At 67.5% G+C, this 23,962-nt stretch carries 29 protein-coding genes; 14 read left to right on the top strand and 15 right to left on the bottom strand.

Annotation, left to right across the window (positions count from 1 at the left end; translation table 11 throughout):
- From VF522_RS06470 to VF522_RS06425, 10 genes are all read right to left on the bottom strand, one after another.
- On the bottom strand, window positions 1-140 hold a 140-nt coding region (locus VF522_RS06470), incomplete at its 3' end, for a GTP-binding protein (RefSeq protein ID WP_330907415.1).
- A 156-nt stretch (window positions 141-296) separates the two neighbouring features.
- Window positions 297-2,399, bottom strand: a complete 2,103-nt coding sequence (gene fusA / locus VF522_RS06465; RefSeq protein ID WP_330907411.1) for an elongation factor G — start codon at window positions 2,397-2,399, stop codon at window positions 297-299.
- Window positions 2,400-2,468: 69 nt separating this feature from the next.
- Window positions 2,469-2,942 carry a 30S ribosomal protein S7 gene (rpsG, locus tag VF522_RS06460; protein ID WP_201674570.1) on the bottom strand — a complete coding sequence of 158 codons (474 nt, stop codon included), beginning with the start codon at window positions 2,940-2,942 and terminating at the stop codon, window positions 2,469-2,471.
- Between the two features lie 143 nt (window positions 2,943-3,085).
- The gene (gene rpsL / locus VF522_RS06455) at window positions 3,086-3,463 is read right to left on the bottom strand and encodes a 30S ribosomal protein S12 (protein ID WP_017759704.1); all 378 of its coding nucleotides are present in this window, start codon (window positions 3,461-3,463) and stop codon (window positions 3,086-3,088) included.
- 225 nt (window positions 3,464-3,688) lie between these two features.
- Window positions 3,689-4,849 carry a D-alanyl-D-alanine carboxypeptidase family protein gene (locus VF522_RS06450; protein ID WP_330907410.1) on the bottom strand — a complete coding sequence of 387 codons (1,161 nt, stop codon included), beginning with the start codon at window positions 4,847-4,849 and terminating at the stop codon, window positions 3,689-3,691.
- Window positions 4,846-5,475 (bottom strand): alpha/beta hydrolase, encoded by a 630-nt coding sequence (locus VF522_RS06445; RefSeq protein WP_330907409.1) that lies wholly within the window; start codon window positions 5,473-5,475, stop codon window positions 4,846-4,848. The genes VF522_RS06450 and VF522_RS06445 overlap by 4 nt, the downstream gene beginning before the upstream one ends.
- 1 nt (window position 5,476) lies before the next feature.
- Entirely contained in the window at window positions 5,477-5,818 is a 342-nt protein-coding gene (locus tag VF522_RS06440) for a (2Fe-2S) ferredoxin domain-containing protein (protein WP_330907408.1), read from the bottom strand.
- Window positions 5,815-6,945, bottom strand: a complete 1,131-nt coding sequence (locus VF522_RS06435) for a VanZ family protein (RefSeq protein ID WP_330907407.1) — start codon at window positions 6,943-6,945, stop codon at window positions 5,815-5,817. The genes VF522_RS06440 and VF522_RS06435 overlap by 4 nt, the downstream gene beginning before the upstream one ends.
- Before the next feature lie 5 nt (window positions 6,946-6,950).
- On the bottom strand, window positions 6,951-7,373 hold the full coding sequence (locus VF522_RS06430) for a CopD family protein (RefSeq protein ID WP_330907406.1): 423 nt from the start codon (window positions 7,371-7,373) through the stop codon (window positions 6,951-6,953).
- A 111-nt stretch (window positions 7,374-7,484) separates the two neighbouring features.
- Entirely contained in the window at window positions 7,485-7,676 is a 192-nt protein-coding gene (locus VF522_RS06425; RefSeq protein ID WP_330907405.1) for a hypothetical protein, read from the bottom strand.
- Here VF522_RS06425 and hemB point away from each other — a divergent pair.
- The 4 genes from hemB to VF522_RS06405 are packed head-to-tail and all read left to right on the top strand — an operon-like array spanning window position 7,675 to window position 11,069.
- Entirely contained in the window at window positions 7,675-8,679 is a 1,005-nt protein-coding gene (hemB, locus tag VF522_RS06420) for a porphobilinogen synthase (RefSeq protein WP_330907404.1), read from the top strand. The two genes, VF522_RS06425 and hemB, sit on opposite strands and share 2 nt — an antisense overlap.
- Before the next feature lie 11 nt (window positions 8,680-8,690).
- Complete coding sequence (locus VF522_RS06415; protein WP_330907403.1) at window positions 8,691-9,782, top strand: magnesium transporter CorA family protein; 1,092 nt, start codon at window positions 8,691-8,693, stop codon at window positions 9,780-9,782.
- A gap of 1 nt (window position 9,783) precedes the next feature.
- The gene (locus tag VF522_RS06410; RefSeq protein WP_330907402.1) at window positions 9,784-10,344 is read left to right on the top strand and encodes a DUF1003 domain-containing protein; all 561 of its coding nucleotides are present in this window, start codon (window positions 9,784-9,786) and stop codon (window positions 10,342-10,344) included.
- The gene (locus VF522_RS06405; RefSeq protein WP_330907401.1) at window positions 10,341-11,069 is read left to right on the top strand and encodes a DUF72 domain-containing protein; all 729 of its coding nucleotides are present in this window, start codon (window positions 10,341-10,343) and stop codon (window positions 11,067-11,069) included. The genes VF522_RS06410 and VF522_RS06405 overlap by 4 nt, the downstream gene beginning before the upstream one ends.
- Here the strand turns inward: VF522_RS06405 and VF522_RS06400 are convergent.
- Window positions 11,052-11,699 carry a glutathione S-transferase family protein gene (locus tag VF522_RS06400; protein WP_414709463.1) on the bottom strand — a complete coding sequence of 216 codons (648 nt, stop codon included), beginning with the start codon at window positions 11,697-11,699 and terminating at the stop codon, window positions 11,052-11,054. The genes VF522_RS06405 and VF522_RS06400 overlap by 18 nt on opposite strands.
- A 2-nt stretch (window positions 11,700-11,701) precedes the next feature.
- Window positions 11,702-12,385 carry a dienelactone hydrolase family protein gene (locus VF522_RS06395; protein WP_330907399.1) on the bottom strand — a complete coding sequence of 228 codons (684 nt, stop codon included), beginning with the start codon at window positions 12,383-12,385 and terminating at the stop codon, window positions 11,702-11,704.
- A gap of 122 nt (window positions 12,386-12,507) precedes the next feature.
- Between VF522_RS06395 and VF522_RS06390 the strand changes: the two genes are divergently transcribed.
- Window positions 12,508-13,254 (top strand): SDR family oxidoreductase, encoded by a 747-nt coding sequence (locus tag VF522_RS06390; RefSeq protein ID WP_330907398.1) that lies wholly within the window; start codon window positions 12,508-12,510, stop codon window positions 13,252-13,254.
- Between the two features lie 34 nt (window positions 13,255-13,288).
- A complete protein-coding gene (locus VF522_RS06385; RefSeq protein WP_330907397.1) occupies window positions 13,289-13,936 on the top strand; it encodes a MarC family protein in 648 nt (215 codons plus the stop codon).
- On the opposite strand, the gene VF522_RS06380 is transcribed toward VF522_RS06385, so the two are convergent.
- Window positions 13,937-15,610, bottom strand: a complete 1,674-nt coding sequence (locus tag VF522_RS06380) for a methyl-accepting chemotaxis protein (protein ID WP_330907396.1) — start codon at window positions 15,608-15,610, stop codon at window positions 13,937-13,939.
- Between the two features lie 367 nt (window positions 15,611-15,977).
- On the opposite strand from VF522_RS06380, the gene VF522_RS06375 reads away from it, so the two are divergent.
- From VF522_RS06375 to VF522_RS06345, 7 genes are read left to right on the top strand one after another with little or no spacing between them, the layout of a single operon-like run.
- Window positions 15,978-16,481 carry a hypothetical protein gene (locus VF522_RS06375; RefSeq protein ID WP_330907395.1) on the top strand — a complete coding sequence of 168 codons (504 nt, stop codon included), beginning with the start codon at window positions 15,978-15,980 and terminating at the stop codon, window positions 16,479-16,481.
- A gap of 3 nt (window positions 16,482-16,484) precedes the next feature.
- Complete coding sequence (locus VF522_RS06370) at window positions 16,485-17,837, top strand: c-type cytochrome (RefSeq protein ID WP_330907394.1); 1,353 nt, start codon at window positions 16,485-16,487, stop codon at window positions 17,835-17,837.
- Window positions 17,838-17,859: 22 nt separating this feature from the next.
- A complete protein-coding gene (locus tag VF522_RS06365; RefSeq protein ID WP_330907393.1) occupies window positions 17,860-19,662 on the top strand; it encodes a cytochrome c oxidase subunit I in 1,803 nt (600 codons plus the stop codon).
- Window positions 19,659-20,357: a cytochrome c oxidase subunit 3 gene (locus VF522_RS06360; protein ID WP_330907392.1), complete on the top strand. Its 699-nt coding sequence runs from the start codon at window positions 19,659-19,661 to the stop codon at window positions 20,355-20,357. The genes VF522_RS06365 and VF522_RS06360 overlap by 4 nt, the downstream gene beginning before the upstream one ends.
- A 31-nt stretch (window positions 20,358-20,388) precedes the next feature.
- Complete coding sequence (locus VF522_RS06355) at window positions 20,389-21,135, top strand: heme-copper oxidase subunit III family protein (RefSeq protein WP_330907391.1); 747 nt, start codon at window positions 20,389-20,391, stop codon at window positions 21,133-21,135.
- Between the two features lie 14 nt (window positions 21,136-21,149).
- On the top strand, window positions 21,150-21,563 hold the full coding sequence (locus VF522_RS06350; protein ID WP_330907390.1) for a cytochrome C oxidase subunit IV family protein: 414 nt from the start codon (window positions 21,150-21,152) through the stop codon (window positions 21,561-21,563).
- Window positions 21,564-21,588: 25 nt separating this feature from the next.
- Window positions 21,589-22,104, top strand: a complete 516-nt coding sequence (locus VF522_RS06345) for a DUF1269 domain-containing protein (protein WP_330907389.1) — start codon at window positions 21,589-21,591, stop codon at window positions 22,102-22,104.
- A gap of 3 nt (window positions 22,105-22,107) precedes the next feature.
- On the opposite strand, the gene VF522_RS06340 is transcribed toward VF522_RS06345, so the two are convergent.
- Together VF522_RS06340 and VF522_RS06335 are read right to left on the bottom strand one after the other, a co-directional pair.
- On the bottom strand, window positions 22,108-22,686 hold the full coding sequence (locus tag VF522_RS06340; protein WP_330907388.1) for a hypothetical protein: 579 nt from the start codon (window positions 22,684-22,686) through the stop codon (window positions 22,108-22,110).
- The gene (locus VF522_RS06335; protein WP_330907387.1) at window positions 22,683-23,261 is read right to left on the bottom strand and encodes a hypothetical protein; all 579 of its coding nucleotides are present in this window, start codon (window positions 23,259-23,261) and stop codon (window positions 22,683-22,685) included. The genes VF522_RS06340 and VF522_RS06335 overlap by 4 nt, the downstream gene beginning before the upstream one ends.
- A gap of 369 nt (window positions 23,262-23,630) precedes the next feature.
- On the opposite strand from VF522_RS06335, the gene groES reads away from it, so the two are divergent.
- Window positions 23,631-23,921, top strand: a complete 291-nt coding sequence (groES, locus tag VF522_RS06330) for a co-chaperone GroES (protein WP_330907386.1) — start codon at window positions 23,631-23,633, stop codon at window positions 23,919-23,921.
- Window positions 23,922-23,962 lie beyond the last annotated feature (41 nt).

The following is a 23,962-nucleotide window of genomic DNA, read 5'->3' as shown; positions in this document are numbered from 1 at the left end:
TACGCCTTGGCCTCACCGCCGAACTTGGTCGACAGCACGGTGGTGATCGCCGCCGTCAGGGTCGTCTTGCCATGGTCCACGTGGCCGATGGTGCCCACGTTGACGTGCGGCTTGGTCCGCTCGAACTTACCTTTTGCCATTGAGAAATCTCCAGAAAGAGCAATGCCCGTGATGGGGTTTTACGTCTGCACCCGGCTCCTGGGTCCCACGCCACGGGCAGCGTGAGGGGTCGGGTCGCAGACGACCGGCTTTCGCCGGCGGTCTGGATCCCCGCCTGCGCGGGGATGACGATGCTTTTACTTCGCGCGAGCCGCGACGATCGTCTCGGCGACGTTCTTCGGAGCTTCGCTGTAGTGCTTGAACTCCATCGTGTACGTCGCGCGGCCTTGCGACATCGAGCGCAGGGTGGTGGAGTAGCCGAACATTTCAGCCAGCGGAACTTCGGCCTTGATGACCTTGCCGCCGCCGGGCATGTCGTCCATGCCCTGCACCATGCCGCGACGGGACGACAGGTCGCCCATCACGTTGCCGGCGTAGTCCTCGGGCGTCTCGACTTCCACGGCCATCATCGGCTCGAGGATCACGGGCTGGGCCTTCTTCGCGCCTTCCTTGAAGCCGAAGATGGCGGCCATCTTGAACGCCAGTTCGTTCGAGTCCACGTCGTGGTACGAGCCGAAGTGCAGCGTCACCTTGACGTCGACCACCGGGTAACCGGCCAGCACGCCCTGCGTGACGGCTTCGTTGATGCCCTTCTCGACCGCGGGAATGAACTCGCGCGGCACCACGCCGCCCTTGATGGCGTCGACGAACTGGATGCCCTTGCCCGGCTCGTTCGGCTCGATCTTCAGCACGACGTGGCCGTACTGGCCCTTGCCGCCCGACTGGCGCACGAACTTGCCTTCCGCGTCTTCCACGGTGCGGCGGATGGTTTCGCGGTAGGCCACCTGCGGCTTGCCGACGTTGGCTTCCACGCCGAACTCGCGCTTCATGCGGTCGACGATGATTTCCAGGTGCAGCTCGCCCATGCCGGCGATGATGGTCTGGCCGGATTCCTCGTCGGTGCGCACGCGGAACGACGGGTCTTCGGCGGCCAGGCGGTTCAGGGCGATGCCCATCTTTTCCTGGTCGACCTTGGTCTTCGGCTCGACGGCCTGCGCGATCACGGGCTCCGGGAACACCATGCGCTCGAGCATGACGATCGACGCCGGGTCGCACAGGGTTTCACCGGTGGTGACGTCCTTCAGGCCCACGCAGGCGGCGATGTCGCCGGCGCGGATCTCGTCGACTTCCATGCGGTTGTTGGCGTGCATCTGCACGATCCGGCCGATGCGCTCCTTCTTGCCGCGGATCGGGTTGAACACGCTGTCGCCCTTCGTGAGCACGCCGGAATAGACGCGCACGAAGGTGAGCTGGCCCACGAACGGGTCGGTCATCAGCTTGAACGCGAGCGCCGAGAACTTCTCGGTGTCGTCGGCCTTGCGGGTGACCGGCTGCTCGTCCTCGTCCAGGCCCTTGACCGGGGGAATGTCCACCGGGGAGGGCATCAGTTCGATGACGGCGTCGAGCATGCGCTGCACGCCCTTGTTCTTGAAGGCGGTGCCGCACAGCATCGGCTGGATCTCGCCGGCGATCGTGCGCGTGCGCAGGCCCAGCGTGATCTCCTGCTCGGTCAGGTCGCCTTCCTCGAGGTACTTGTTCATCAGTTCCTCGTTGGCTTCGGCGGCGGCCTCGACCATCTTCTCGCGCCATTCCTTGGCGGTTTCCACCAGGTCGGCCGGGATGTCCTCGAAGGTGAACTTCATGCCCTGGGACGCTTCGTCCCAGACGATGGCCTTCATCTTGCGCAGGTCGACCACGCCGGTGAAGTTCTCCTCGGCGCCGATCGGGATCACGATGGGCACCGGGTTGGCCTTCAGGCGCAGCTTCATCTGGTCGTAGACCTTGAAGAAGTTCGCGCCGGTGCGGTCCATCTTGTTGACGAACGCGAGGCGGGGCACCTTGTACTTGTTGGCCTGGCGCCAGACGGTTTCGGACTGCGGCGGCACGCCGCCCACGGCGCAGTACACCATGCAGGCGCCGTCCAGCACGCGCATGGAACGCTCCACCTCGATGGTGAAGTCCACGTGGCCGGGGGTGTCGATGATGTTGATCCGGTGCTCGGGGAAGGACATGTCCATGCCCTTCCAGAAGCAGGTCGTGGCAGCGGAAGTGATCGTGATGCCACGCTCCTGCTCCTGCTCCATCCAGTCCATGGTGGCGGCGCCATCGTGCACTTCGCCGATCTTGTGGTTCACACCCGTGTAGAACAGGATGCGCTCGGTGGTCGTGGTCTTGCCGGCGTCGATGTGCGCGGAGATACCGATGTTGCGGTAGCGCTCGATGGGCGTTTTGCGGGCCATGATGAGTCTTTCTGGAAAAGGGCGCAGGCCCGCTCGTGGCGGGCCCGCTCCGTTAGATGGGGACGATTCTTAGAAGCGGAAGTGGCTGAAGGCCTTGTTGGCCTCGGCCATGCGGTGCACTTCGTCGCGCTTCTTCATGGCGCCGCCACGGCCTTCCGTGGCTTCCATGAGTTCGTTCGCCAGGCGCAGCGCCATCGACTTCTCGCCGCGCTTCTTGGCGGCTTCCTTGATCCAGCGCATGGACAGGGCCAGGCGGCGGACCGGACGCACTTCCACCGGCACCTGGTAGTTGGCGCCGCCGACGCGGCGGGACTTCACCTCGACCATCGGCTTCACGTTGGCGATGGCCATGGTGAAGGCTTCCAGCGGGTCGCGGCCGGGGTTCTTCTTCTCGATCTGCTCGAGCGCACCGTAGACGATGCGCTCGGCGACCGCCTTCTTGCCGCCTTGCATGATGACGTTCATGAACTTGGCAAGCTCGACATTGCCGTACTTGGGATCCGGCAGGATTTCACGCTTAGGGACTTCGCGGCGACGTGGCATTTCTAACCTCTCTATTTGCTTCAGCTGGCCCTCGAGGGACCCAGGGAGCCATCCGGCTTCCCGCTTACTCGACCCGAAAGTGGGTCACTACGCTCTTTCAGCCTGCCAGGGCCGAACGAGCACCGACAAACTACGACTGGCTGTTAGGCCTTCTTCGGGCGCTTGGCGCCGTACTTGGAACGGGACTGCTTGCGATCCTTCACGCCCTGCAGGTCCAGGGAACCGCGGACGATGTGGTAACGCACACCGGGCAGGTCCTTCACGCGGCCGCCGCGCACCAGGACCACGGAGTGTTCCTGGAGGTTGTGGCCTTCACCGCCGATGTAGGAGATGACTTCGAAACCGTTGGTCAGGCGCACCTTGGCGACCTTGCGCAGAGCGGAGTTCGGCTTCTTCGGCGTCGTGGTGTACACGCGGGTGCACACGCCCCGACGCTGGGGGCTGTTCTGCATCGCGGGGGACTTCGACTTGGTCTTTTCGACCTCGCGACCCTGACGCACGAGCTGGTTGATGGTTGGCATTGAAAAACGTCCCTAAACGTTTGTGAAATGGGAAAGCTTCTCCCGCCCCAAATTGCGGGAAAGCCCGCGAGTATATCCCGGCTGGTGGAAGCCCGCCATGCCGGAGCTCCGTCACCCCCGCGAAGGCGGGGGCCCAGGGCGTGAAAACGCCCGCCGGCGGCGGGCTCTTCCGGATCCCTCCCTGCGCAGGGATGACGCTGCGGCCCCGCTACGCGGGCGCGAGCCTCACTTGATCCACAACCGGATCGAATCCCAGGCCCGGCCGAAGACCCCGGCCTGCTCCACGCCTTCCAGCGCCACCAGCGGCACCTCGCGCAGCACCTGGTCGCCCGAGAGGATCTTGAGCGTGCCGACCTGCTGGCCCTTGGCGATGGGCGCCACCAGCGGATCGGGCCGCGCCACCTGGGTCTTGATCCTGGAACTGCTGCCCGCCGGCACCGACAGCACGATCGGCTGCGGCTGGCCCAGCTTGACCGCATCGGCCGTGCCCTTCCAGATGTGCGGGGCGAGCACCGCCTGGTTGCCGTCGAACAGCTTCAGGCCTTCGAAGGCGGTGTAGCCCCAGTTCAGCAGCTTCTGGGCCTCGTTGGCACGGGCGGTCTCGCTGCTGGCCCCCAGCACGATCGCCAGCAGCCGGCGGCCCTGCAGGTTGGGGAAATCGCGCTTGGCGGTGGCGATCAGGCAGTAGCCCGCCGCGGCGGTGTGGCCGGTCTTGAGGCCATCCACCGTCGGGTCGCGGAACAGCAGCAGGTTCCGGTTCGTGTCGTTGGCCGTCGGCGTGCCCTGGTAGCGGTACTTCTGGATCTTGTAGAAGTCCAGGTACTCCGGGAAGTCCTGCAGCAGCCGCGTGGACAGGATGCCCAGGTCGCGCGCCGTGGTCGTGTGGCCCGGCGCGGCCAGGCCCTCGGGATTCTTGTAGCCGGTGTTCTTCATGCCCAGCGCCTTGGCCTGCTGGTTCATGAGCTCCACGAAGTGCTCCACCGTTCCGCCGACGCCTTCGGCCAGCGCCACGGTGGCGTCGTTGCCCGACTGGACGATCATGCCCTTGATCAGGTCCTCCACCGGCACCTGCATCTTCGGATCGATGAACATGCGCGAACCGGGCATCTTCCAGGCGCGCGTGCTCACCGGCAGCGTCTGCTGCAGCGTGATCTTCCTGGCCTTCAGCGCGTCGAACACCAGGTAGCCCGTCATCAGCTTGGTCAGCGATGCGGGTTCGACCGGCGCGTCCGGATCGCGCGCGGCCAGCACCTGGTTGGCGCTGACGTCCAGCAGCAGGTAGCTGCGGGCGGCGACTTCGGGGGGCTGGGGAACCTGGGCCGCGGCGGCCAGGCAGAAAAGGGCGAGCAGCGGCGCCAGCAGCGCCTGCTTCCAACGAATCGTCATCCCTGTGTGCGCAGGTGGCGGACCACCAAGTTCTTCAAGAGCGGCAATTGTCCGTGAAAGAAATGCTCGACCCCGGGAACGACCGTAACCGGCAGTGACTGCGGCCGCGCCCAATCGAGCGCGGCGGCGAGCGGCACCGTCTCGTCCCGCTCGCCGTGGATGACAAGCGTGCGGTCGTGGCTTTCGGGCGGCAGCGCGGGCACCGGGAAGCGCGCCGCCGCGGTGCCCACCAGCACGACGAAGCGGATGTCGCGCTGCGTCCAGAGCGCCTCGACCGCCTGCGCGGTCACGTAGCCGCCGAAAGAGAAGCCGGCCAGCGCGAGCGCGCCATCCGGCGCGAGCTGCGCGATCAGCGACTGCAGGTCGGCCGCTTCGCCGATGCCGTTGTCGTGCGTGCCCTCGCTGGTGCCGACGCCGCGGAAGTTGAAGCGCACGGCGGTCCAGCCGCCCTGGACGAAGGCGCGCGCGAGCGTCTGCACCACCTTGTTGTCCATGGTGCCGCCAAAGAGCGGGTGCGGGTGCGAAATGAAGGCGGTGCCGAGCGGCGTGCCCTGCGGCTGGTCGCGCAGCACCTGCATGCGCCCCGCCGGCCCGGAGACTTCCAGGCGCTCGGTCTGGGCGTTCATGTCAACGACCCAGGTGCGGCGGCGTCAGGAGGCGCTCCACCACCTTGCCGTTCTTCAGGTGCGACTCGACGATCTCGTCGATGTCGTTTTCGTCCACGTAGGTGTACCAGGTGCCTTCCGGGTACACCACCGCGATCGGCCCGCCCTGGCAGCGATCGAGGCAGCCCGACTTGTTCACGCGCACCTTGCCGGGCCCGGCGAGCCCCAGCGCCTTCACCCTGGACTTGCAGCGATCGAACGCTGCCTGCGCGTCGTGGTCGGCGCAGCAGGCCTCCCCGTTCTCGCGCTTGTTCAGGCAGAAGAAGACGTGGTGGCTGTAGTACTGGTTCTCGGGCGCGCTCATGCGGGGATTGTAGGAGTCGCTTCCCGGCGCGAGAGCCGCAGCAGCACATAGACCAGCACCACGTAAGGCCAGAGCCATCCGAGCCACTGCGCCAGGCCGTGGAAGCGGATGAAACGGCCCTGCTCCCAGGCCTGCAGCGTGTCGGTGAAGTAGGCGCTGGCCGGCGCCTGGTTCAACACGCTCAGGTGAACCACCAGCGCCATCAGCAGCATGGCAGCGCAGCCGCGGCGCGGCACCGCCAGCATCAGCATCGCGAGCACCAGCCCGAACAGCAGGCCGATGCGCACCGGCAGGCTGAGCCAGGCCCAGGCATGCGTCGGCCCCCAGCTGAGCGCCGCCGACAGCGCCGTCACCGCGATGCCCAGCGCCACCGCGACCACGGCGAACACCGCGCGGCGGCCCACGCTGCGCAGGATCGTGTAGCCGAGCAGGCAGGGAATGAACGCGCCGAGCGCCACGCACAGGAGTTCCGCGGCCGGCACCAGCGGCTGCAGTTCGATCTCGCGCATCGGCAGCCACTCCAGGAAGGGCGTCTCCAGCAGCCACTCGGCGATCGCCTCTTCCAGCCGCTCGAGGACCTGGCCCAGGCCGAGCGGCACCGCCGCGGGGAACAGCAGGGCGAACGGCCACAGCGCCAGCAGCACCAGCGCGCCGCGCGCCTCCGGGATGAACCAGCGTTCGCGAAAGCGGCTCCAGTGGTCGATCGCGCCGCCCACCTCCAGCGCGGTCGCCGTGACGGCCCCGAGCAACGTGCCGAAGACGTTCAGGCCGAAGTCCACGTTGGAGGCGACGCGCGAAGGCAGGTAGTTCTGGAAGCCCTCCATCACCAGCGACAGGCCGGTGCCGGCGAGCACCGCCACCGCGATCGCCGCCAGGTTGGGATGGCTGGCGACATAGCGCACGTTGCCGCGCCGGATGAAGCTGAGCGCCAGCAGGAAGCCGAGCGGGATGTAGCCCACCACGTTGGCCGCGAGGTCGAAGCCCGTCCAGTACTTGGGCCAGCCGGCGAACAGGAAATCCCAGGGCGGGATCTGCTGGTTGCGCCAGCCCGAGAACGGGTACAGGCTGGCGTACACCACCAGCAGCGCGTAAGCACCGGAGAGCGGCCAGGCCGACGTCTTGTGCATCGTGCTCAGAAGGGCTTGACCACGACCAGGATCACCGCGCCGAGCAGGAACAGCACGGGCAGCTCGTTGAACCAGCGGAACCAGGCGTGGCTGCGGCGGCTCGCTCCCGAGGCGAGCTTGCGCAGCAGGACGGCACAGGCATGGTGGTAGCCGATCGTCAGCAATATGACAGCCAGCTTGGCGTGCATCCAGCCGGCGCCGCGGCCGATTCCGTAGCCGAGCCACAGCCACAGGCCGAGCGCCACCGCGGGCACCGCCAGCATCGTGGTGAACCGCAGCAGCTTGCGCGCCATCAACAGCAGGCGCTCACGTTCGGCCTCGGAGCCGGGCGGCACCATCGCGAGGTTGACGAAAATCCGCGGCAGGTAGAACAAGCCGGCGAACCAGCTGGCCACGAACACGATGTGGAAGGCCTTCACCCAGAGCATGGGGGACGAGTGTAAGGACCTGCTGCCGAGCCGGGTGGCGGCTCGGCCGCGCCGCGACAGGCAAAAAAAAGCCCCGGCTCCAGGGAGCCGGGGTGGGAAGCCTTTTTGCTGTCACACATCAAGGCGCCCGCTCAGGGAGGAAAAGCGGGGGACGGCAAGCCGTCCGGGGCGTAATTTAACAGCGCCGAGTTTGCCTTTCAAGGCTAAAGTCTTAAGTTCTCTGACCATCGAGCAAAAGCGCACGATCGGAGGATTGGCAACCCGAAGCGGATGCCGCGGCGCATCGGGCACAATTTTCGCCATGAGCTCCTTCCTCGCCCCCTATCCGCAAGGGCGCCCGCGGCGCCTGCGGCGCGACGAATTCACCCGCAACCTGGTGCGCGAGCACGCGGTCACCCCCAACGACCTGATCTATCCGGTGTTCGTGCTGGAGGGGCAGAAGCAACGCCAGACCGTGGCCTCGATGCCCGGCGTCGAACGCGTGAGCCTCGACCTGCTGCTGCCCGTCGCCGAGGAATGCATGAAGCTGGGCGTGCCGGCGCTGGCGCTGTTCCCGGTGATCGACGCGTCGCTGAAGACACCCGACGGCCGCGAAGCGATGAACCCCGAAGGCCTGGTGCCGCGCGTGGTGCGCACGCTGAAGAAGGAGTTTCCCGAACTCGGCGTGATGACCGACGTCGCGCTCGATCCCTTCACCAGCCACGGCCAGGACGGCCTGCTGGACGAGACCGGCTACATCCTGAACGACGAGACCATCGAGGTGCTCGTGAAACAGGCGCTCACCCAGGCCGAGGCCGGCGTCGACATCGTCGCGCCCTCCGACATGATGGACGGGCGCATCGGCGCGATCCGCAACGCGCTGGAGAACGCCAGGCGCATCCACACGCGCATCATGGCCTACAGCGCCAAGTACGCGAGCGCCTTCTACGGCCCCTTCCGCGACGCGGTCGGCTCCGCCTCCAACCTCGGCAAGAGCAACAAGAAGGTCTACCAGATGGACCCGGGCAACACCGACGAGGCGCTGCGCGAAGTGGCGATGGACCTCGCCGAGGGCGCCGACATGGTGATGGTCAAGCCCGGCATGCCCTACCTCGACATCGTGCGCCGCGTGAAGGACGAATTCCGCGTGCCCACCTTCGCCTACCAGGTGTCGGGGGAGTACGCGATGCTGAAGGCGGCGGCCAACAACGGCTGGCTCGACCACGACCTCGTGATGATGGAAAGCCTGCTGGCGTTCAAGCGCGCGGGCGCCGACGGCGTGCTGACCTACTTCGCGCTGGACGTCGCGCGCAAGCTGCGGGCCTGAGAAAGAGCGCCGTGCAGATCGTCGAGTTCGGCACCAACACCCTTCGCTTCCTCGACCAGCTGCCGGCGCAGGCGCCGCGGCAAGGTTTCATCTGGATCTACCTCGATCGCGAGACGCTCGAGGCCAACCTGCCCACGCTGCAGCGCGCCGCCCAGGCGATCGGGGGCTCGCCGGTGCTGGACCTGCACCTGCGCGACCTCGCGAACCGCTCGCACCCGTCGCATTACGACTACACCTCGATCTACGACCTGGTGATCTTCCGGCGCCTGGCCAACGAGGAGGAAGTGCGCGTGGAACTCGCGGACGAACCCCCGAAGGACCAGCCGCTGGCCACCTTCGGGCGCATCCGCACGCGCGCCATCGGCTTCGTCGTGTTCGACCGGCTGCTGATCTCCGTGCACCCCACCGGCTGCGAAGCCGCGGGCACCTTCGTGCGCCGCTACCTGGGCGACGTCGTGCAGACCGAGGGCACCACCGCCGTCACGCGCACGCGGCTGCCGGTGAGCCCGGCCGACCTGATGCTGCGCATGCTCAACATCTTCGTCGACAGCTACCTGGAGCTGCGCAAGGTGCTGAACATGGAGCTCGACACCTGGCAGAAGGTGCTGCTCTCCGCGGGCAGCCGCGGCGCCAACTGGTCGGCGCTGATGACCGCGCGCAACGCGCTGCACACGCTGGAAGACCTGTGCGAGGAGCAGAACGACGCCGTGCAGGAATGGCTGGACGCGCAGCAGGAACAACCTTCGCCGTGGATCGCCGCCTCGGAACGCGAAGGCCTGCTGGCGCGGGCGCGCGACGTGGTGGAGCACGTCCAGCGCGTGGTGCACCACGTGCGGCGCATGGAGAACAGCGCCGAGACGGCGGTGCAGATCCACTTTTCCGCCGTGGGACACCGCACCAACGAGATCATGCGCACGCTGACGGCGCTCACGGCCATCTTCCTGCCGCTGAACCTGATCGCCGGCGTGTTCGGCATGAACTTCGAGTTCATTCCCCTGATCCACGCCGACAAGGGCTTCTGGTGGACGCTGGCCTCCATGGGCCTGATCGCCATCGCGCTGGGCGTCGTGTTCTGGCGCAAGCGCTACCTGCGCAGCAGATGACATGACCGAAGCGCACCACTCCTCCAGCTACCGCCGGCCGCGCAACGTGGCCGACCTCACGCGCGACAACGTGCAGGCCATGCGCAAGCTGGAGGAGCTCGCGGTCGCCAAGCGCACCGTGGCCGACCGCGTGGCCGAATTCGTGGCGCGCTTCTGCGGCAGCATCACCTTCGTCTGGATCCACGCGGCCCTGTTCGCCGTCTGGATCGCCTGGAACGCGATCCCGCGGCTGCCGCACTTCGATCCGTATCCCTTCACCTTCCTCACGCTGTGCGTGTCGCTGGAGGCGATCTTCCTGTCGTCCTTCATCCTGATCGCCCAGAACTACGAGATGCGCATCACCGAGCGGCGCAGCCAGCTGGACCTGCAGATCAACCTGCTGGCGGAGCAGGAGAACACCAAGATGCTGCAGCTTCTCGATCGCATGGCCAAGAAGATGGGGCTGTACGACGAGGACGATCCGGAGATCCAGGTGCTGGAGCAGGCCACCCGGCCGGAGACCCTCGCGCGCCAGATCGAGGACACGCTCGTCGCGCACGAAAAGCGCAAGGCGCGCAAGTGATCCTGGTGGGCTGCGCCGGCTGGAGCCTGCCGCGCGCGGTGCAGGACCGGTTCGGCGAAGGCGATTCGCACCTGGCGCGTTATGCGACGCGCTTTCCGGTCACCGAGATCAATTCTTCCTTCCACCGCCCGCACCAGCGCTCGCTGTACGGGAAGTGGGCGGCGTCCGTGCCGGCGGGCTTCCGCTTTTGCGCGAAACTGCCGAAGACGATCACGCACGAGCGGCGCTTCGTGGATTGCGACGCGCTGCTCGCCGAATTTCTGTCGCAGGTGGACGGGCTCGGCGACAAGCTGGCGTGCCTGCTGGTGCAGCTGCCGCCCACCTCCGGTTTCGACGCGCATCTCGCGGCCACCTTCCTCGAAGGCCTGCGCGACCGCTTCCCCGGCGCGCTGGCGATGGAGCCGCGCCATGCGAGCTGGTTCGACGCGGAGGCCGACGGCCTGCTGCGCGAGCTGCAGATCGCCCGCGTGCTGGCCGACCCGGTGCGCCATGACGCAGGCCGCTGGCCGGGCGGCTGGACCGGGCGCATCTACCTGCGGCTGCACGGCACGCCGCGCATGTACTACTCGGCGTACGAGGAGGACTTGCTGCGCCGGCTCGCCAAGCGCATGCGGATCGCTTCCGCCGAAGGCGCGGAGGTCTGGTGCATCTTCGACAACACCGCCTCCGGCGCCGCCGTGGCCGACGCGCTGCGGCTGCAGCAGCTGCTAGAAGAAGGGCGCTGAGATCTTTTCGGCGGCGAACACGCGCTGCACCGCCGGCCGTTGCGCCACACGCTGCAGGTAGGGCTCGAGCTGCGGCAGGTCGCGGGCCTTGCGGCCATCGAAGTTGCGCGTCCAGCGGCACAGCGTGAACACGTAGGCGTCGAGCGCGCTGAAGTCGCGCCCCAGCATCCAGGGGCCGCCGCTTTGCGCGAGCAGCGCATCCAGCTGCTCCACCAGGCCCAGCACTTTCTGCTGCGCGACCGCCTTCACTTCGGCCGCCCCGTCGGCATTGCCTTCCTTCACCCAGCGCTCCGGATAGAAGTAGGTCATCAGCGTGGCCTGAAGCGTGTTGGTGCACCACGCGAGCCACTTGTAGAAGTGCGCGCGTTCGGGCGTGCCCAGGGGCGGGGCCAGCCTGGCCTGCAGATGCGTGTCGCACAGGTGCAGCACGATGGCGGCCGTTTCGTACAGCACGAGATCGCCGTCGGTGAGCACCGGGATCAGGCCGTTGGGATTGAGCTTCAGGTAAGCCGGCTGCTTGTGCTCGTTGCGCGTGCGGTCCACCAGCACGCGCTCGTAGGGGACGCCGAGTTCCTCCAGCACGATGTGCGGGATCATCGCCGCCGTACTGGGGTAGTAATGCAACTCCATCCTCATCCCACGTGCTGGCGGAAGAAGGCCAGCGCCCGTTCCCGCGCCAGCTTCGCGGCCTCCGCGTTGTACGAGCCGCGCTGGTCGCAGTTGAAGCCGTGGTTGGCCGGGTACACGTGCACCTCGACGTCCGGGTGCGCCCTCTTGAAGGCCTCCACGCTCTCCAGCGAGATCCACTTGTCCTGGTCGCCGAAGTGCGCCTGCACCGGGCACTTCGGCCTGCGGGCGATCTCGTCCGGCGTCGTGACGCCGCCGCCGTAGTACGGCACCGCCGCGCTCAGGCCTTCGAGCTCGCAGGCGGAGCGCCAGGTGAGCAGGCCGCCGTAGCAATAGCCGACGATGCCGACCTTGCCCGCCTTGGCCGCATGCCCGATCGCGGCCTGGATGTCCTGCATCACGCCCGGCGCGGGCAGCGCCTCGGTGGCGGCCTTCAGGGCCATGCCGGCGCTCATGTCCTCCTCGCCGTAGCCGAGCTCCACGCCCGGCTTGACGCGGTGGAAGATCGCCGGCGCGATGGCGAGATAGCCATCGGCCGCATAGCCGTCGGCGACCGAGCGGATGTGCGAGTTGACGCCGAAGATCTCCTGGATCACCACGATGGCGCCGCGCGGCTGGCCCTTGGGTTCCGCGACGTAGGCGGGGATGGCCTGGCCGTCGGCGGCCTTGAGTTCTATGGATTGGCCCATGGCGAGTCTCCTGAGGGGAATTCGTGAAGGCCGCGAGCTTCCCCCAGCCGCACGCCGCCGTCAACCTGCCTCTTTTGATCTAATGGCGGCAGCCGGCAAGAGCACGGCAATGGAGGCCTGGAGTGGACGAAGTCCTGTTGGTCACCGGCGGCAGCCGGGGTATCGGTGCAGCGACGGCGGTGCTCGCCGCGCGCAAAGGCTATGCCGTGGCGGTGAACTACACCCGCGCCGAGGCGGCGGCGCAGGAGGTGGTGCAGACCATCCGCGCCGCCGGCGGCAAGGCCGTCGCCATCCAGGGCGACGTGGCCGACGAGCAGCAGGTGCTCGCCCTCTTCGGCGAGGTCGACCGCCAGCTCGGTCGCCTGACCGCCCTCGTGAACAACGCCGGCATCGTCGACCGCCCCGGGCGCGTCGACGAGATGAGCCTGGAGCGCCTGAAGCGCATGTTCGACATCAACGTGATCGGCAGCTTCCTGTGCGCGCGCGAGGCCATCAAGCGCATGAGCACGCGCCATGGCGGCCGCGGCGGCGCGATCGTCAACGTCTCCAGCGCCGCGGCGCGGCTCGGCGCTCCCGGCCAGTACGTGGACTACGCGGCGTCCAAGGGCGCGATCGACAGCATGACCGTCGGCCTGGCGAAGGAAGTGGCCGCCGAGGGCATCCGCGTGAACGCGGTGCGGCCCGGCCTGATCGAGACCGACATCCATGCGTCCGGCGGACTGCCGGATCGCGTGCGCGAACTCGCGCACCTGGTGCCCATGCAGCGCGGCGGCAGCGCCGGGGAAGTCGCGCAGGCGATCGTGTGGCTGCTGTCGCCGGAAGCGAGCTACACCACCATGTCGCTGGTGGAAGTGTCCGGGGGCCGCTGATCGCGGCCGACCTCGAACAAGACCGCGCAAGCCGATGGACTTCAAGCCGCTGATCACGCTGCTGGCGATCGTCAACCCGCCGGCGATCATCCCCTTCTTCATCCACTACACGCAGGGCTTCTCGCGCGCCAATCGCCGCCACACGGTGCTGGTCGCGTCGTTCACGGCCTTCCTGGTGATCGCGGGCAGCGCCCTGCTGGGCATCCGCATCCTGGAATTCTTCGGCATCTCGCTGGCGAGCTTCCAGGTGGGCGGCGGCATGCTGCTGCTCACCAGCGCGCTGAACATGCTCAATGCGAAGCCGGCCGAGGTGAAGCCCGCCACCAACGAGATGGAGCAAGGCGCGGAGAAGGCCGCGATGGGCGCCAGCATCGCGGTGGTGCCGCTGACGATCCCGCTGCTCACCGGGCCGGCCACCATGTCCACCGTCGTCATCTACGCCGAGCGCGCCCAGACGGCGCTGCAGCTCCTCACGCTGGTGGGTTACGGCGTGGTGATCGCGCTGGTCACCGCAGTCTCCTTCGCGCTCGCGCACCCGATCGCGCGGGTGCTGGGGCAGACCGGCATCAACGTGCTGACCCGCCTCATGGGCCTGATCCTCGCCGCGCTGGCGGTGGAAGTGATGGCCGAGGGACTGGGCAAGCTGTTCCCCATCCTCGGCCGCGCCGTCGCCGGCGGCTGATCAGAACTCGCGCCACTCCCCGTTCGCCACGCGCGGGGCGGGCGCCTTCCACGCGGGCAGTGCGTCCACCGCCTTCGCTTCGGCGGCGGGTGGCAGCGGCACCACGCGGGCGGCGCGCGCGACGACGATCTCCGCTGACGCGGTGTCGGCCAGGCGAAAGCGCGACACGCCCTGCAGCAGCGCGGCGGCCTGTCCCTTCATCGACTCGGTCGCGGCCGCGGCTTCCTCCACCAGCGAGGCGTTCTGCTGCACCACCTGGTCCATCTGCGTGATGGCCACGTTCACCTGCTCGATGCCGTCGCTCTGCTCCTGCGAAGCGGCGGCGATCTCGGCGATCAGCGCGCCCACCTTCTGCACCGAAGCGACGATGTGGTCCATCTTGCGGCCGGCATCGGCCACCTGCCCGGCGCCCGCTTCCACCTGGCGCACCGAGTCGCCGATCAGCGTCTTGATCTCCTTCGCCGCCTGAGCGCTGCGCTGCGCCAGATTGCGCACCTCCGATGCCACGACCGCGAAGCCGCGGCCCTGGTCGCCGGCGCGGGCCGCTTCCACCGCGGCATTCAGCGCCAGGATGTTGGTCTGGAAGGCGATGCCGTCGATGACGCCGATGATCTCGGCGATCTTCTTCGAGGCGGCGGAGATGCCGTCCATGGTGTGCACCACCTGGCCGACCGCCGTGCCGCCTTCGCGCGCGACCTGCGTCGCCGCCATCGCCAGCTCGTTGGCCTGGCGGGCGTTGTCGGCGTTCTGGCCGACGGTGGAGGTCAGCTCCTCCATCGAGCTGGCCGTCTCTTCCAGCGTGCTGGCCTGTTCCTCGGTGCGCTGCGACAGGTCGGCGTTGCCCTGGGCGATCTGCGCGCTGGTGTCGGCCACCGTGCGCGCGCCGTCGGCCACTTCGCTCACCAGCTGCCGCAGGCGCTCGCTCATCTCGCCGAGGGCGCGCAGCAGCTGTCCCATCTCGTCGCGCGCGTCGCTGTCGATGTGCATCGTGAGGTCGCCCGCGGCCACGCGCCGCGCGGCGGCGACCGCTTCGCGCACCGGCTCGGTGATGGAGCGCGTGATCAGCAACGCCGCCAGCAGGGCGAACAGGACGCCGCCCGCGCAGAACGCCGCCAGCAGCTTGCGGCCGGTGGCCGCGGTGGCAGCGACCATCGCGGCGTCCTGCTGGACCTCCTGCACCACCTCGTTCGCCAGCGACTGGATCGAATTCACGTAGGTTTCGACGGCCGGCAGCATCGAGCCTTCCAGCAGCTGCGCCGCGCGCTGGTGCTCGCCCGCCTTCTTGGCCTCGAGCACCGACTTGCGCAAGTCCAGGTAAGCCGCCCGCCGCGTGCCGACTTCGGCGAACTGCGCCCGCGTCTGGGGAGAATCCAGCAGGCCTTCCACCTCCTGCTGCAGTTCGTTGATCCGCTTGCTGGTCGCTTCCAGCGCCGGCGTCAGCAGCCGCCGCAGTTCGGGATCGTCGGATTGCGTCAGCACCACGGCGCGCACGGCGTTGGACCGCGTGTGCGACAGCCACTCGCCCACCACCCGCTCGGTCTTCAGGTGCACGGTGGCCAGCTCGCTGGTGACGGCGCTCAGCTGTGCCAACCGCCAGGCGCCGACGCCGGCCATGGCGGCCAGCAACACGATCAAGGTCCCGAAAGCGATGGCCAGCCGGACACGGATGCTCATCGCGCGCCACGGGGCGGTGGTGCGGTTCGTCCCTTTTCCCACGACTTCTCTCCTACGACAACCTTGCTGCTTCCCGCGCACTTTCGGGACGTTGCAGTCGAGCATAGAGGAGCAGGGCGGGATCCGCTGTTAGGAGTTCCCGCAACGTGGCGATCGCGACACAAGCCTTGCGCGGTGCGCGGCTCGCACGTTCCGCGGAGATCCTGCTTGCATTGCCGTGCACGCGGGTGTACAAGAATCCCGCGGCGCTCTGGCAAGAGAGCGCCACACGCAACCACGGCGTGTTCTGGGCCCACCGCGTGACGACCGGGCGGTCGCCACGGCACCCACTGCGCCGCGTGCTGCGCTCGACATGAGGGAGGCCACCATGGACACCCTGGTCTTGCGGAGCTGGAAATGGCGTGCGACCGACTGGACCGCCGCGGCGGTGTCCGGTCTCGCGGCAGGCGCGGTGCTGATGGTGCTGGACCTGCTGTGGTCGAGTACCTTCAATCCCGCCGGTCCCTGGCGAACGTCGCACATGATCGCGCCGATCTTCACCGGGCGCAGCGGCGACACCTTCCATTACGCGTTCAGCGTCGGCGTGGTCTCCATCGCGCTGGCGACGCACTACGTGCTGGGCGCCCTGTTCGGCGTCATGCTGGCTGCGATCATGACGCAGCTGCACCTGGACGAAATGCCGGAGCGCGCGGCGGTCGCGGGCGCGGTGCTGGGAAGCTTCCTGTACCTGGTCAACTTCGGATTCCTGGTCCGCTTCTTCCCGTGGCTGATCGACCTGCGAGGCTGGGACACCTATGCGGCGCACGTCGTGTTCGGCGTGGTCGCGGGCCTGCTGTACTGGAGGCTCAAGAGAAGCGGCCCGGAAGCCTGAGCCATGGGCATCGCCATCGCCTTGATCGTGCTCTCGCTGGGCTCGGTGCTGTTCCACTTCCTGAGCCCCTGGTACTTCACGCCGATCGCCTCGAACTGGCACACCATCGACACCACGATCTCCATCACCTTCTGGGTGACGGGGTTCGTGTTCGTCGCGGTCAGCCTCTTCATGGCCTGGGCGGTGATGCGCTACCGGCACCGCGCCAGCGAGCGCGCCAGCTACCAGCCGGAGAACAAGCGGCTGGAATGGTGGCTGCTGGTGGTCACCGCCGGCGGCGTGGCCGCGATGCTGGCGCCGGGCCTGGTCGTGTGGGCGCAGATCGTCGACGTGCCGCAGGAGGCGCAGACGGTCGAAGTGATGGCGCAGCAGTGGAACTGGAGCTACCGCTTCCCCGGCAAGGACGGCCGGCTCGGCACGGTCCATCCGCGCTTCGTGAACGAGGACAACCCGTTCGGCCTGAATCCCGCCGATCCGCACGGCCGCGACGACATCCTGATCGCGAGCCCCGAGTTGCGGCTGCCCCTGGGCAAGCCCGTGAAGCTGCTGCTGCGATCGAAGGACGTGCTGCACAACTTCGCCGTCGCGCAGCTGCGCGTGAAGATGGACCTGGTGCCGGGCCTCGTCACCTACACGTGGTTCACGCCCACCCGCACCGGCTCGTTCGACCTCCTGTGCCAGGAACTGTGCGGCGTCGCGCACTACGCGATGCGCGGCCGCCTGGTGGTGGAAGCGCCGGAGACCTTCCAGGCCTGGCTGGACCAGCAGCCGACGTTCGCCCAGGCGAGCGTCCGGCCGGCGACCGATGTCGCCGCCGGCAAGACGTCGTACGCCACGTGCGCCGCCTGCCACGGCGCCAACGGTGAAGGCAACATCGCCCTGAACGCGCCCCGCCTGAGCGGCCAGGCTTCCTGGTATCTCGCGCGCCAGCTGCGGCAATTCAAGCAGGGCGCGCGCGGCACGCACGAGAAGGACACCTTCGGCAAGATGATGGCGCCGATGGCGGCCACGCTGGCCGACGACAAGGCGATCGCCGACGTCGTGGCCTACATCGCCAGCCTGCCCGATGCGCCGCAGGCCGCGACGATCCAGGGCAACGTCGACACCGGCCGCAGCCGCTACACCACCTGCGCGGCCTGCCACGGCGCCGACGGCCTGGGCATCCACGCCACCAACGCGCCGCGCCTGAAGGGCATGAGCGACTGGTACATGGCGCGCCAGATGCGCAATTTCAGGGACGGCGTGCGCGGTACCTCCGCGCAGGACGTCCACGGCGGCCAGATGGCACTGATCGCCAGCATGCTGGCCGACGACGCCGCGATCGGCGACGTGCTGGCGTACATCAACTCGCGTTGAACCGTCTCCGGGGAGGCTGCGGATGGCTACTCATGTTGCGCACGACGAATCGGACTTCGCGCCACCCGCCGAAGTAGGCGAGGTTGCGCTCTACCACCCGAAGACGTTCGTCGGCAAGTACATCTGGAGCCAGGACGCCAAGGTCATCGCCATCCAGTACGCCGTCACCGCCATCGGCATCGGCCTCGTCGCGCTGGTGTTCTCCTGGCTGATGCGGCTGCAGCTCGGGTTCCCCAACCGCTTCGCCTTCATCACGCCGGCCAGCTACCTGCAGCTGGTGAGCATGCACGGGATGATCATGGTGATCTACCTGCTCACCGCGCTGTTCCTCGGCGGCTTCGGCAACTACCTGATCCCGCTGATGGTGGGCGCCCGCGACATGGTGTTCCCCTACGTGAACATGCTCAGCTACTGGGTATACCTGCTCGCGGTGGTGCTGCTGGTGATCAGCTTCTTCGTGCCGGGCGGGCCCACGGGCGCGGGCTGGACGCTCTATCCACCGCAGGCCATCCTCGACGGCACACCGGGGTCGCACGGAGGGATCCTCCTCATGCTGCTGTCGCTGGCCGTGTTCGTCATCGGCTTCACCATGGGCGGCCTCAACTACGTGGTGACGGTGCTGCAGGCGCGCACCCGCGGCATGACGATGATGCGGCTGCCGCTGACGGTGTGGGGCATCTTCATGGCGACGGTCCTCGCGCTGCTGGCCTTCCCCGCCCTCTTCGTCAGCGCGATCATGATGTTCCTGGACCTCACGCTGGGCACCAGCTTCTTCATGCCCGCGCTCGTCTCCAAGGGCCAGCAACTCAATTACTCCGGCGGCAACCCGCTGCTGTTCCAGCACCTGTTCTGGTTCTTCGGCCACCCCGAGGTCTACATCGTGGCGCTGCCGGCCTTCGGCATCGTGTCCGACCTGATCAGCACGCACGCGCGCAAGAACATCTTCGGCTACCGCATGATGGTCTGGGCGATCCTGATCATCGGCGGCCTGAGCTTCGTCGTGTGGGCGCACCACATGTACGTGAGCGGCATGAACCCGTACTTCGGCTTCTTCTTCGCCACCACCACGCTGCTGATCGCGATCCCGACGGCGCTCAAGGTCTACAACTGGGTGCTGACGCTGTGGAAGGGCAACATCCACCTGAACGTGCCGATGCTGTTCGCGATCGCCTTCATCTTCACCTTCGTCAACGGCGGCCTCACCGGCCTGTTCCTGGGCAACGTGGTGGTGGACCTGCCGCTGTCCGACACCATGTTCGTCGTCGCGCACTTCCACATGGTGATGGGCATCGCGCCCGTGCTGGTGGTGTTCGGCGCGATCTACCACTGGTATCCCAAGATCACCGGGCGCATGCTGGACGACACGCTCGGCAAGCTGCACTTCTGGGTGACCTTCATCGGCACCTACGCGATCTTCTATCCCATGCACTACCTGGGCTTCATGGGCATCCCGCGCCGCTACTACGCGATCGCCGGCACGAACTTCATTCCCGACTCGGCCCACCTGCTCAACGCCTGGATCTCGATCTCGGCTTTCGTGGTGGGCGCGGCGCAGCTGGCTTTCCTCTACAACCTCGTGCACAGCTACTTCCGCGGGCGCCCGTCCGGCGGCAATCCCTGGCATGCGACCACGCTCGAATGGCAGACGCCGCAGACGCCGCCGGTGCACGGCAACTTCGGCAAGGAGCTGCCGGCCGTCTATCGCTGGGCCTATGACTACGGCGTGCCCGGCCTGAAGACCGACTACATCCCGCAGAACGTGCCGCCCTCCGAAGTGGCGGCCGAGGCCTGGGTGAACGATCCGACGCAGAGGATCCCGCCATGACCATCGGCCTCGTCTTCCTGTCGCTGCTGATGGCGGTCATCGTCGGGTGGCTGATGCGCCAGACGTGGAACGTGCAGCCCTGGGAGGCGCAGGCCGTCCTGCCGGAACTGCCCGTCGCGGCACCGGGGCCCCTCATGGCCCGGGCCGCGCTCTGGGTCTTCCTCGGCGTCGCGAGTTCGCTGTTCGTCCTCTTCATCAGCGCCTACGCGATGCGGCTGGCGCTGGCCGACTGGGCGCCCATGCCGCGCCCGCGGCTGCTGGTGCTGAACACCGCGCTGCTGGTGGGCGCCAGCCTGGTGATGGAGTGGACGGCGCGGGCGGCACGCCGGGGCGACGCCGATGCCGTGCAGCGCGGCCTGGCCACCAGCGGGCTCTTCACCTTCGGATTCCTGGCGGGCCAGCTGTTCGTGTGGAAGCAGCTGAACGACGCCGGCTACCTCGTCACGACCAACGCCGCGACGTCCTTCTTCTACCTGTTCACCGCGGTCCATGGCCTGCACGTGATCGGCGGGCTGGTGGCCTGGACGCGTGCCTGGCTGCGGGCGCGGCGCGGCGCGGATCCCGCGCGCGTGCGCCTGGGCGTCGAACTGTGCACCACCTACTGGCACTACCTGCTCGTGGTGTGGGTGGTGATCTACGCGCTGCTCGTGTCGGAAGGCATCGGGCTGGCGATCTGCTCGTCGGCCACCCTGTGACCGGCGCGACATGCAGCAAGGAGCACGCCCCATGAGCCCACCCGACGCCACCCATGCGGCCACCCTGCCCGTGGGCGCCCATGCGGCCAACGTGCCCGGACGCGAGGGGTGGGACAGCATCGTGCGCGACGCCTCCTCGGACCAGCGGCTGTTCAAGGACGTGCCCTGGGGCAAGCCGATGATGTGGATCTTCCTGCTGAGCGACACCTTTATCTTCGGCACTTTCCTGATCTCGTACATGACGGTGCGCGTGTCGACCACCGTGCCGTGGCCGAACCCGAGCGTGGTGTTCGGGCTGCACATGTTCGGACGGGAAGTCCCGCTGCTGCTGATCGCGATCATGACCTTCGTGCTGATCACCAGCAGCGGCACGATGGCGCTGGCGGTGAACTACGGCTACCGGCGCGACCGCCGCACGACCTTCTACCTGCTGCTGGCGACCGCCGCCCTGGGCGCCACCTTCGTCGGCATGCAGGCCTTCGAGTGGACCAAGCTGATCGGCGAGGGCGTGCGGCCCTGGGGCAACCCGTGGGGCGCGGCGCAATTCGGATCGTCGTTCTTCATGATCACCGGCTTCCACGGCACGCACGTGACCATCGGCGTGATCTTCCTGATCATCGTGGCGACCAAGGTGCTGCGCGGCGACCTCGACCACCAGCGCCCGGGCTTCCTCACCGGCCGCCGAGGCAACTACGAGATCGTCGAGATCCTCGGCCTGTACTGGCACTTCGTGGACCTCGTGTGGGTCTTCATCTTCGCCTTCTTCTATCTCTGGTGACACAAGGAGCCGCCATGGACCACACCGCGGAAGACCTCGCGCACCACGCCTCGCCCGGGCACGGGCATGAGCACGAGCCGCCGCCGCTGCCGGACGCCCACGGCCAGCAGCACCCGCTGGGCATCTACTTCAAGATCTGGGGCCTGCTGTTCGTGCTGAGCGCGGCCTCGTACGCAGTGGACTACTTCCACGTGCAGGGCCTGCTGCGCTGGTTCCTCATCGTCGCCTTCATGCTGCTGAAAGCGGGGCTGATCGTCTCGGTGTTCATGCACATGCTGTGGGAGCGCCTCGCGCTGCTGTACGCCATCATCGTGCCGCCCCTCCTGCTGCTCGGCCTGCTGGGCATCGGCGCGCTCGAGGCCGACTACACCTTTCTCACGCGCGGCACCTTCTTCGCGCCGTCGGCGGAGCAACCCGCGGCGCACTGAAGCGCTGGTCATCAAGGAGTACATCATGAGCAGACGTATCTACTGGCTGATCCCGACCCTGGAAGACGCGCGGAGCACCATGGGCGACCTCCTGCTTGCGGGCATCCCGGTGAAGGACATCCACTTCGTGGCGCGCGAAGACCAGGACATGCGCGGGCTGCACGCCGCCAACGTGCTGCAGACCTCCGACGTCGTGCGCGCCGCGGAGATGGGCCTGATCGTCGGCGCCGGAGCGGGCGCGCTGCTCGGCGGCCTGGTGGCGGTGCACTACCCGATCACGGGCGACGAGCCGCAGTGGGGCATCGCGGCCGTGCTGGCCGTCGTCGGCGCGATCTTCGGCACCTGGACGTCGACCATGATCGGCGTGTCGACCCCGAGCAAGCGCCTGCAGCGCTTCGAGAAGCAGATCGAAGCCGGCCAGATCCTGCTGATGGTGGACGTTCCGCTGTGGCAGGTCGAAAGGATCGAGGCGCGCCTGCAGGAACTGCATCCCGAGGCGCACCTGGAAGGGACCGAGCCGGACATCCCGGCCTTCCCCTGAAGCTCAGGGCACGCGCTTCAGCAGCGACGGCGTGACGTCGGCGGCGGAGCCCGCGGTCTTCAGCACGGCGGCTACATCGCGGCGCTCGTCGATCACTTCGACGCGGGTGATCGTGTTGAAGTCGTTGCGGTGGAAGCGCAGCGTGCCGATGTAGACGGCCTTCGCGCCGGCCGGCACGTCGAAGTAGTAGCCGCCGGGGAACCACAGGCGCTCCTGCCTCACGACGTCGAGCCAGGTCATGCCGCCGTTCAGGAAGGTACGCCGGCGCGGCACCTTCACCATGAAGGGCCGGCCCCAGTCGACCTCCAGGCTGCCCTGGAACTCGGAAGCGCGCATCTCGCCCGTCCTGATCGGCTTGAACTCCGGCCCGGTCGCCATCCACATGCGGAACATGCTTTTTTCGCCGATCACGTTCCAGCGCGAGCGCTGTTCGGTCGTATCCAGGCCGGGCACCAGCTCGATCTTGCCGATGACGACGACGTCGTCGCTGCCCGACTTCAGGTCGGTGGCCTCGGGATAGGAGTGCGGCATGGCGCAGGCTTGCAGCAGCAGCACCAGCGCGAGCGAAAGCAGGCGCTTCATCCCAGGCGCGCCAGTTCGCGCTTGATGCGTTCCACCATGACCGGCTCCTCCTGCGTCTCCTTCTCCTTCAGGATCAGTTCCAGCATCTCGCGCTTCGAAGGCGCGTTGTCCGCCGGCGTCACCTGGAACTTGCCTGCCTCGAAGAAGCCGGTCTTCTCGTTCTTCATCCTGAAGGAGCCCAGGTGGTACACGCCCGGCTGCTGGATCACCACGGCGCCGACGTCGTCGCCCTGCTTGCCGAAGTTGTAGCTGTAGAGGGTGTTGCCGCACAGGATGGCCAGGCAGGTCTGCCCCTTGATCGTGTCCAGCTTGTGCGAGCCGACCGGCAGCGCGATCGTCCAGAACACGTAGCCGTCCTTGAGCTTGCGGAAGCCGGTCGTGTAATACGGCGAGTCGGTCTTCGGCCGGTACTGCTGGATGTAGATCGCGCTGACGCGGTTGATCTCCACGTCCTTGATGTCCACCCAGCCGTAGGCGACGGAGCGGTTTTCGAAGTCCTTGACCGTCTCGATGTTCGAGCAGGCGGCCAGCAGCACGAGCGCGAGTAGGGCGGTGATCCGCTTGAGAAGTCGCATGGTTCCCTCCATGTTGTTCGTTCGAGCCCTCGATTACAGGAGAGGGGTGCGCAAGGTCCACGCGCAGGACGCCACGGATGCGCCCGGCGCGGACGGGCGGCCCCGGCGATGGGACGAGCGGCGCCCCGGTGTCCGTGAAAAATTACAGCGCCAGCCCCTGCGCCTTCGCGCCTCGCTTTGCCCCGTCATCCCCGGACTACGCCCCGCTCCGCTTGAAACCGACAGGACGTCCCTTATCATTAGCACTCGTTGGAACGGAGTGCTAACAGCAGAGCTGCCCGGCAGCGCCCCCTCCACGACAGTTCATCAGCGCTAACTTACGTTGGCGCTTTTTGATGTCCACCCCCTGCTTCCGATGAAGGAGATGCAATGAAACTTCGCCCCCTGCACGATCGCGTGATCGTCAAGCGCCTGGAAAACGAAACCAAGACGGCCTCGGGCATCGTGATCCCCGACAACGCCGCCGAAAAGCCCGACCAGGGTGAAGTGCTGGCCGTGGGCCCCGGCCGCAAGACCGACAAGGGCGACCTGATCGCCCCGAACGTGAAGGTCGGCGACCGCGTCCTGTTCGGCAAGTACAGCGGCCAGACCGTCAAGGTCGATGGCGACGAGCTGCTGGTCATGAAGGAAGACGACCTGTTCGCGGTCGTCGAGCGCTGATCCGCCCCTCCCCCGAATCAACTGAATATCCGGAGTAAAGA

Origin of the sequence: Ramlibacter sp., from assembly GCF_036383835.1 — a bacterium.
Taxonomy (GTDB): domain Bacteria; phylum Pseudomonadota; class Gammaproteobacteria; order Burkholderiales; family Burkholderiaceae_C; genus Ramlibacter.
The sequence above is the reverse complement of the archived record's forward strand: the minus strand, read 5'-3'. Positions and strand labels throughout refer to the sequence as shown.

Excerpts from the sequence above, each read along its gene's own strand:
- VF522_RS06335 (WP_330907387.1), bottom strand. The coding sequence starts at position 23,261 with ATGCGACTTCTCAAGCGGATCACCGCCCTACTCGCGCTCGTGCTGCTG.
- VF522_RS06410 (WP_330907402.1), top strand. The coding sequence starts at position 9,784 with ATGACCGAAGCGCACCACTCCTCCAGCTACCGCCGGCCGCGCAACGTG.
- rpsL (WP_017759704.1), bottom strand. The coding sequence starts at position 3,463 with ATGCCAACCATCAACCAGCTCGTGCGTCAGGGTCGCGAGGTCGAAAAG.
- VF522_RS06385 (WP_330907397.1), top strand. The coding sequence starts at position 13,289 with ATGGACTTCAAGCCGCTGATCACGCTGCTGGCGATCGTCAACCCGCCG.
- VF522_RS06445 (WP_330907409.1), bottom strand. The coding sequence starts at position 5,475 with ATGAACGCCCAGACCGAGCGCCTGGAAGTCTCCGGGCCGGCGGGGCGC.
- VF522_RS06360 (WP_330907392.1), top strand. The coding sequence starts at position 19,659 with ATGACCATCGGCCTCGTCTTCCTGTCGCTGCTGATGGCGGTCATCGTC.
- VF522_RS06375 (WP_330907395.1), top strand. The coding sequence starts at position 15,978 with ATGGACACCCTGGTCTTGCGGAGCTGGAAATGGCGTGCGACCGACTGG.
- VF522_RS06395 (WP_330907399.1), bottom strand. The coding sequence starts at position 12,385 with ATGGGCCAATCCATAGAACTCAAGGCCGCCGACGGCCAGGCCATCCCC.
- VF522_RS06355 (WP_330907391.1), top strand. The coding sequence starts at position 20,389 with ATGAGCCCACCCGACGCCACCCATGCGGCCACCCTGCCCGTGGGCGCC.
- rpsG (WP_201674570.1), bottom strand. The coding sequence starts at position 2,942 with ATGCCACGTCGCCGCGAAGTCCCTAAGCGTGAAATCCTGCCGGATCCC.
- groES (WP_330907386.1), top strand. The coding sequence starts at position 23,631 with ATGAAACTTCGCCCCCTGCACGATCGCGTGATCGTCAAGCGCCTGGAA.
- VF522_RS06440 (WP_330907408.1), bottom strand. The coding sequence starts at position 5,818 with ATGAGCGCGCCCGAGAACCAGTACTACAGCCACCACGTCTTCTTCTGC.
- VF522_RS06350 (WP_330907390.1), top strand. The coding sequence starts at position 21,150 with ATGGACCACACCGCGGAAGACCTCGCGCACCACGCCTCGCCCGGGCAC.
- VF522_RS06435 (WP_330907407.1), bottom strand. The coding sequence starts at position 6,945 with ATGCACAAGACGTCGGCCTGGCCGCTCTCCGGTGCTTACGCGCTGCTG.
- VF522_RS06365 (WP_330907393.1), top strand. The coding sequence starts at position 17,860 with ATGGCTACTCATGTTGCGCACGACGAATCGGACTTCGCGCCACCCGCC.
- VF522_RS06370 (WP_330907394.1), top strand. The coding sequence starts at position 16,485 with ATGGGCATCGCCATCGCCTTGATCGTGCTCTCGCTGGGCTCGGTGCTG.
- VF522_RS06430 (WP_330907406.1), bottom strand. The coding sequence starts at position 7,373 with ATGCTCTGGGTGAAGGCCTTCCACATCGTGTTCGTGGCCAGCTGGTTC.
- VF522_RS06345 (WP_330907389.1), top strand. The coding sequence starts at position 21,589 with ATGAGCAGACGTATCTACTGGCTGATCCCGACCCTGGAAGACGCGCGG.
- fusA (WP_330907411.1), bottom strand. The coding sequence starts at position 2,399 with ATGGCCCGCAAAACGCCCATCGAGCGCTACCGCAACATCGGTATCTCC.
- VF522_RS06400 (WP_414709463.1), bottom strand. The coding sequence starts at position 11,699 with ATGGAGTTGCATTACTACCCCAGTACGGCGGCGATGATCCCGCACATC.
- VF522_RS06380 (WP_330907396.1), bottom strand. The coding sequence starts at position 15,610 with ATGAGCATCCGTGTCCGGCTGGCCATCGCTTTCGGGACCTTGATCGTG.
- VF522_RS06425 (WP_330907405.1), bottom strand. The coding sequence starts at position 7,676 with ATGGCGAAAATTGTGCCCGATGCGCCGCGGCATCCGCTTCGGGTTGCC.
- VF522_RS06340 (WP_330907388.1), bottom strand. The coding sequence starts at position 22,686 with ATGAAGCGCCTGCTTTCGCTCGCGCTGGTGCTGCTGCTGCAAGCCTGC.
- hemB (WP_330907404.1), top strand. The coding sequence starts at position 7,675 with ATGAGCTCCTTCCTCGCCCCCTATCCGCAAGGGCGCCCGCGGCGCCTG.
- VF522_RS06450 (WP_330907410.1), bottom strand. The coding sequence starts at position 4,849 with ATGACGATTCGTTGGAAGCAGGCGCTGCTGGCGCCGCTGCTCGCCCTT.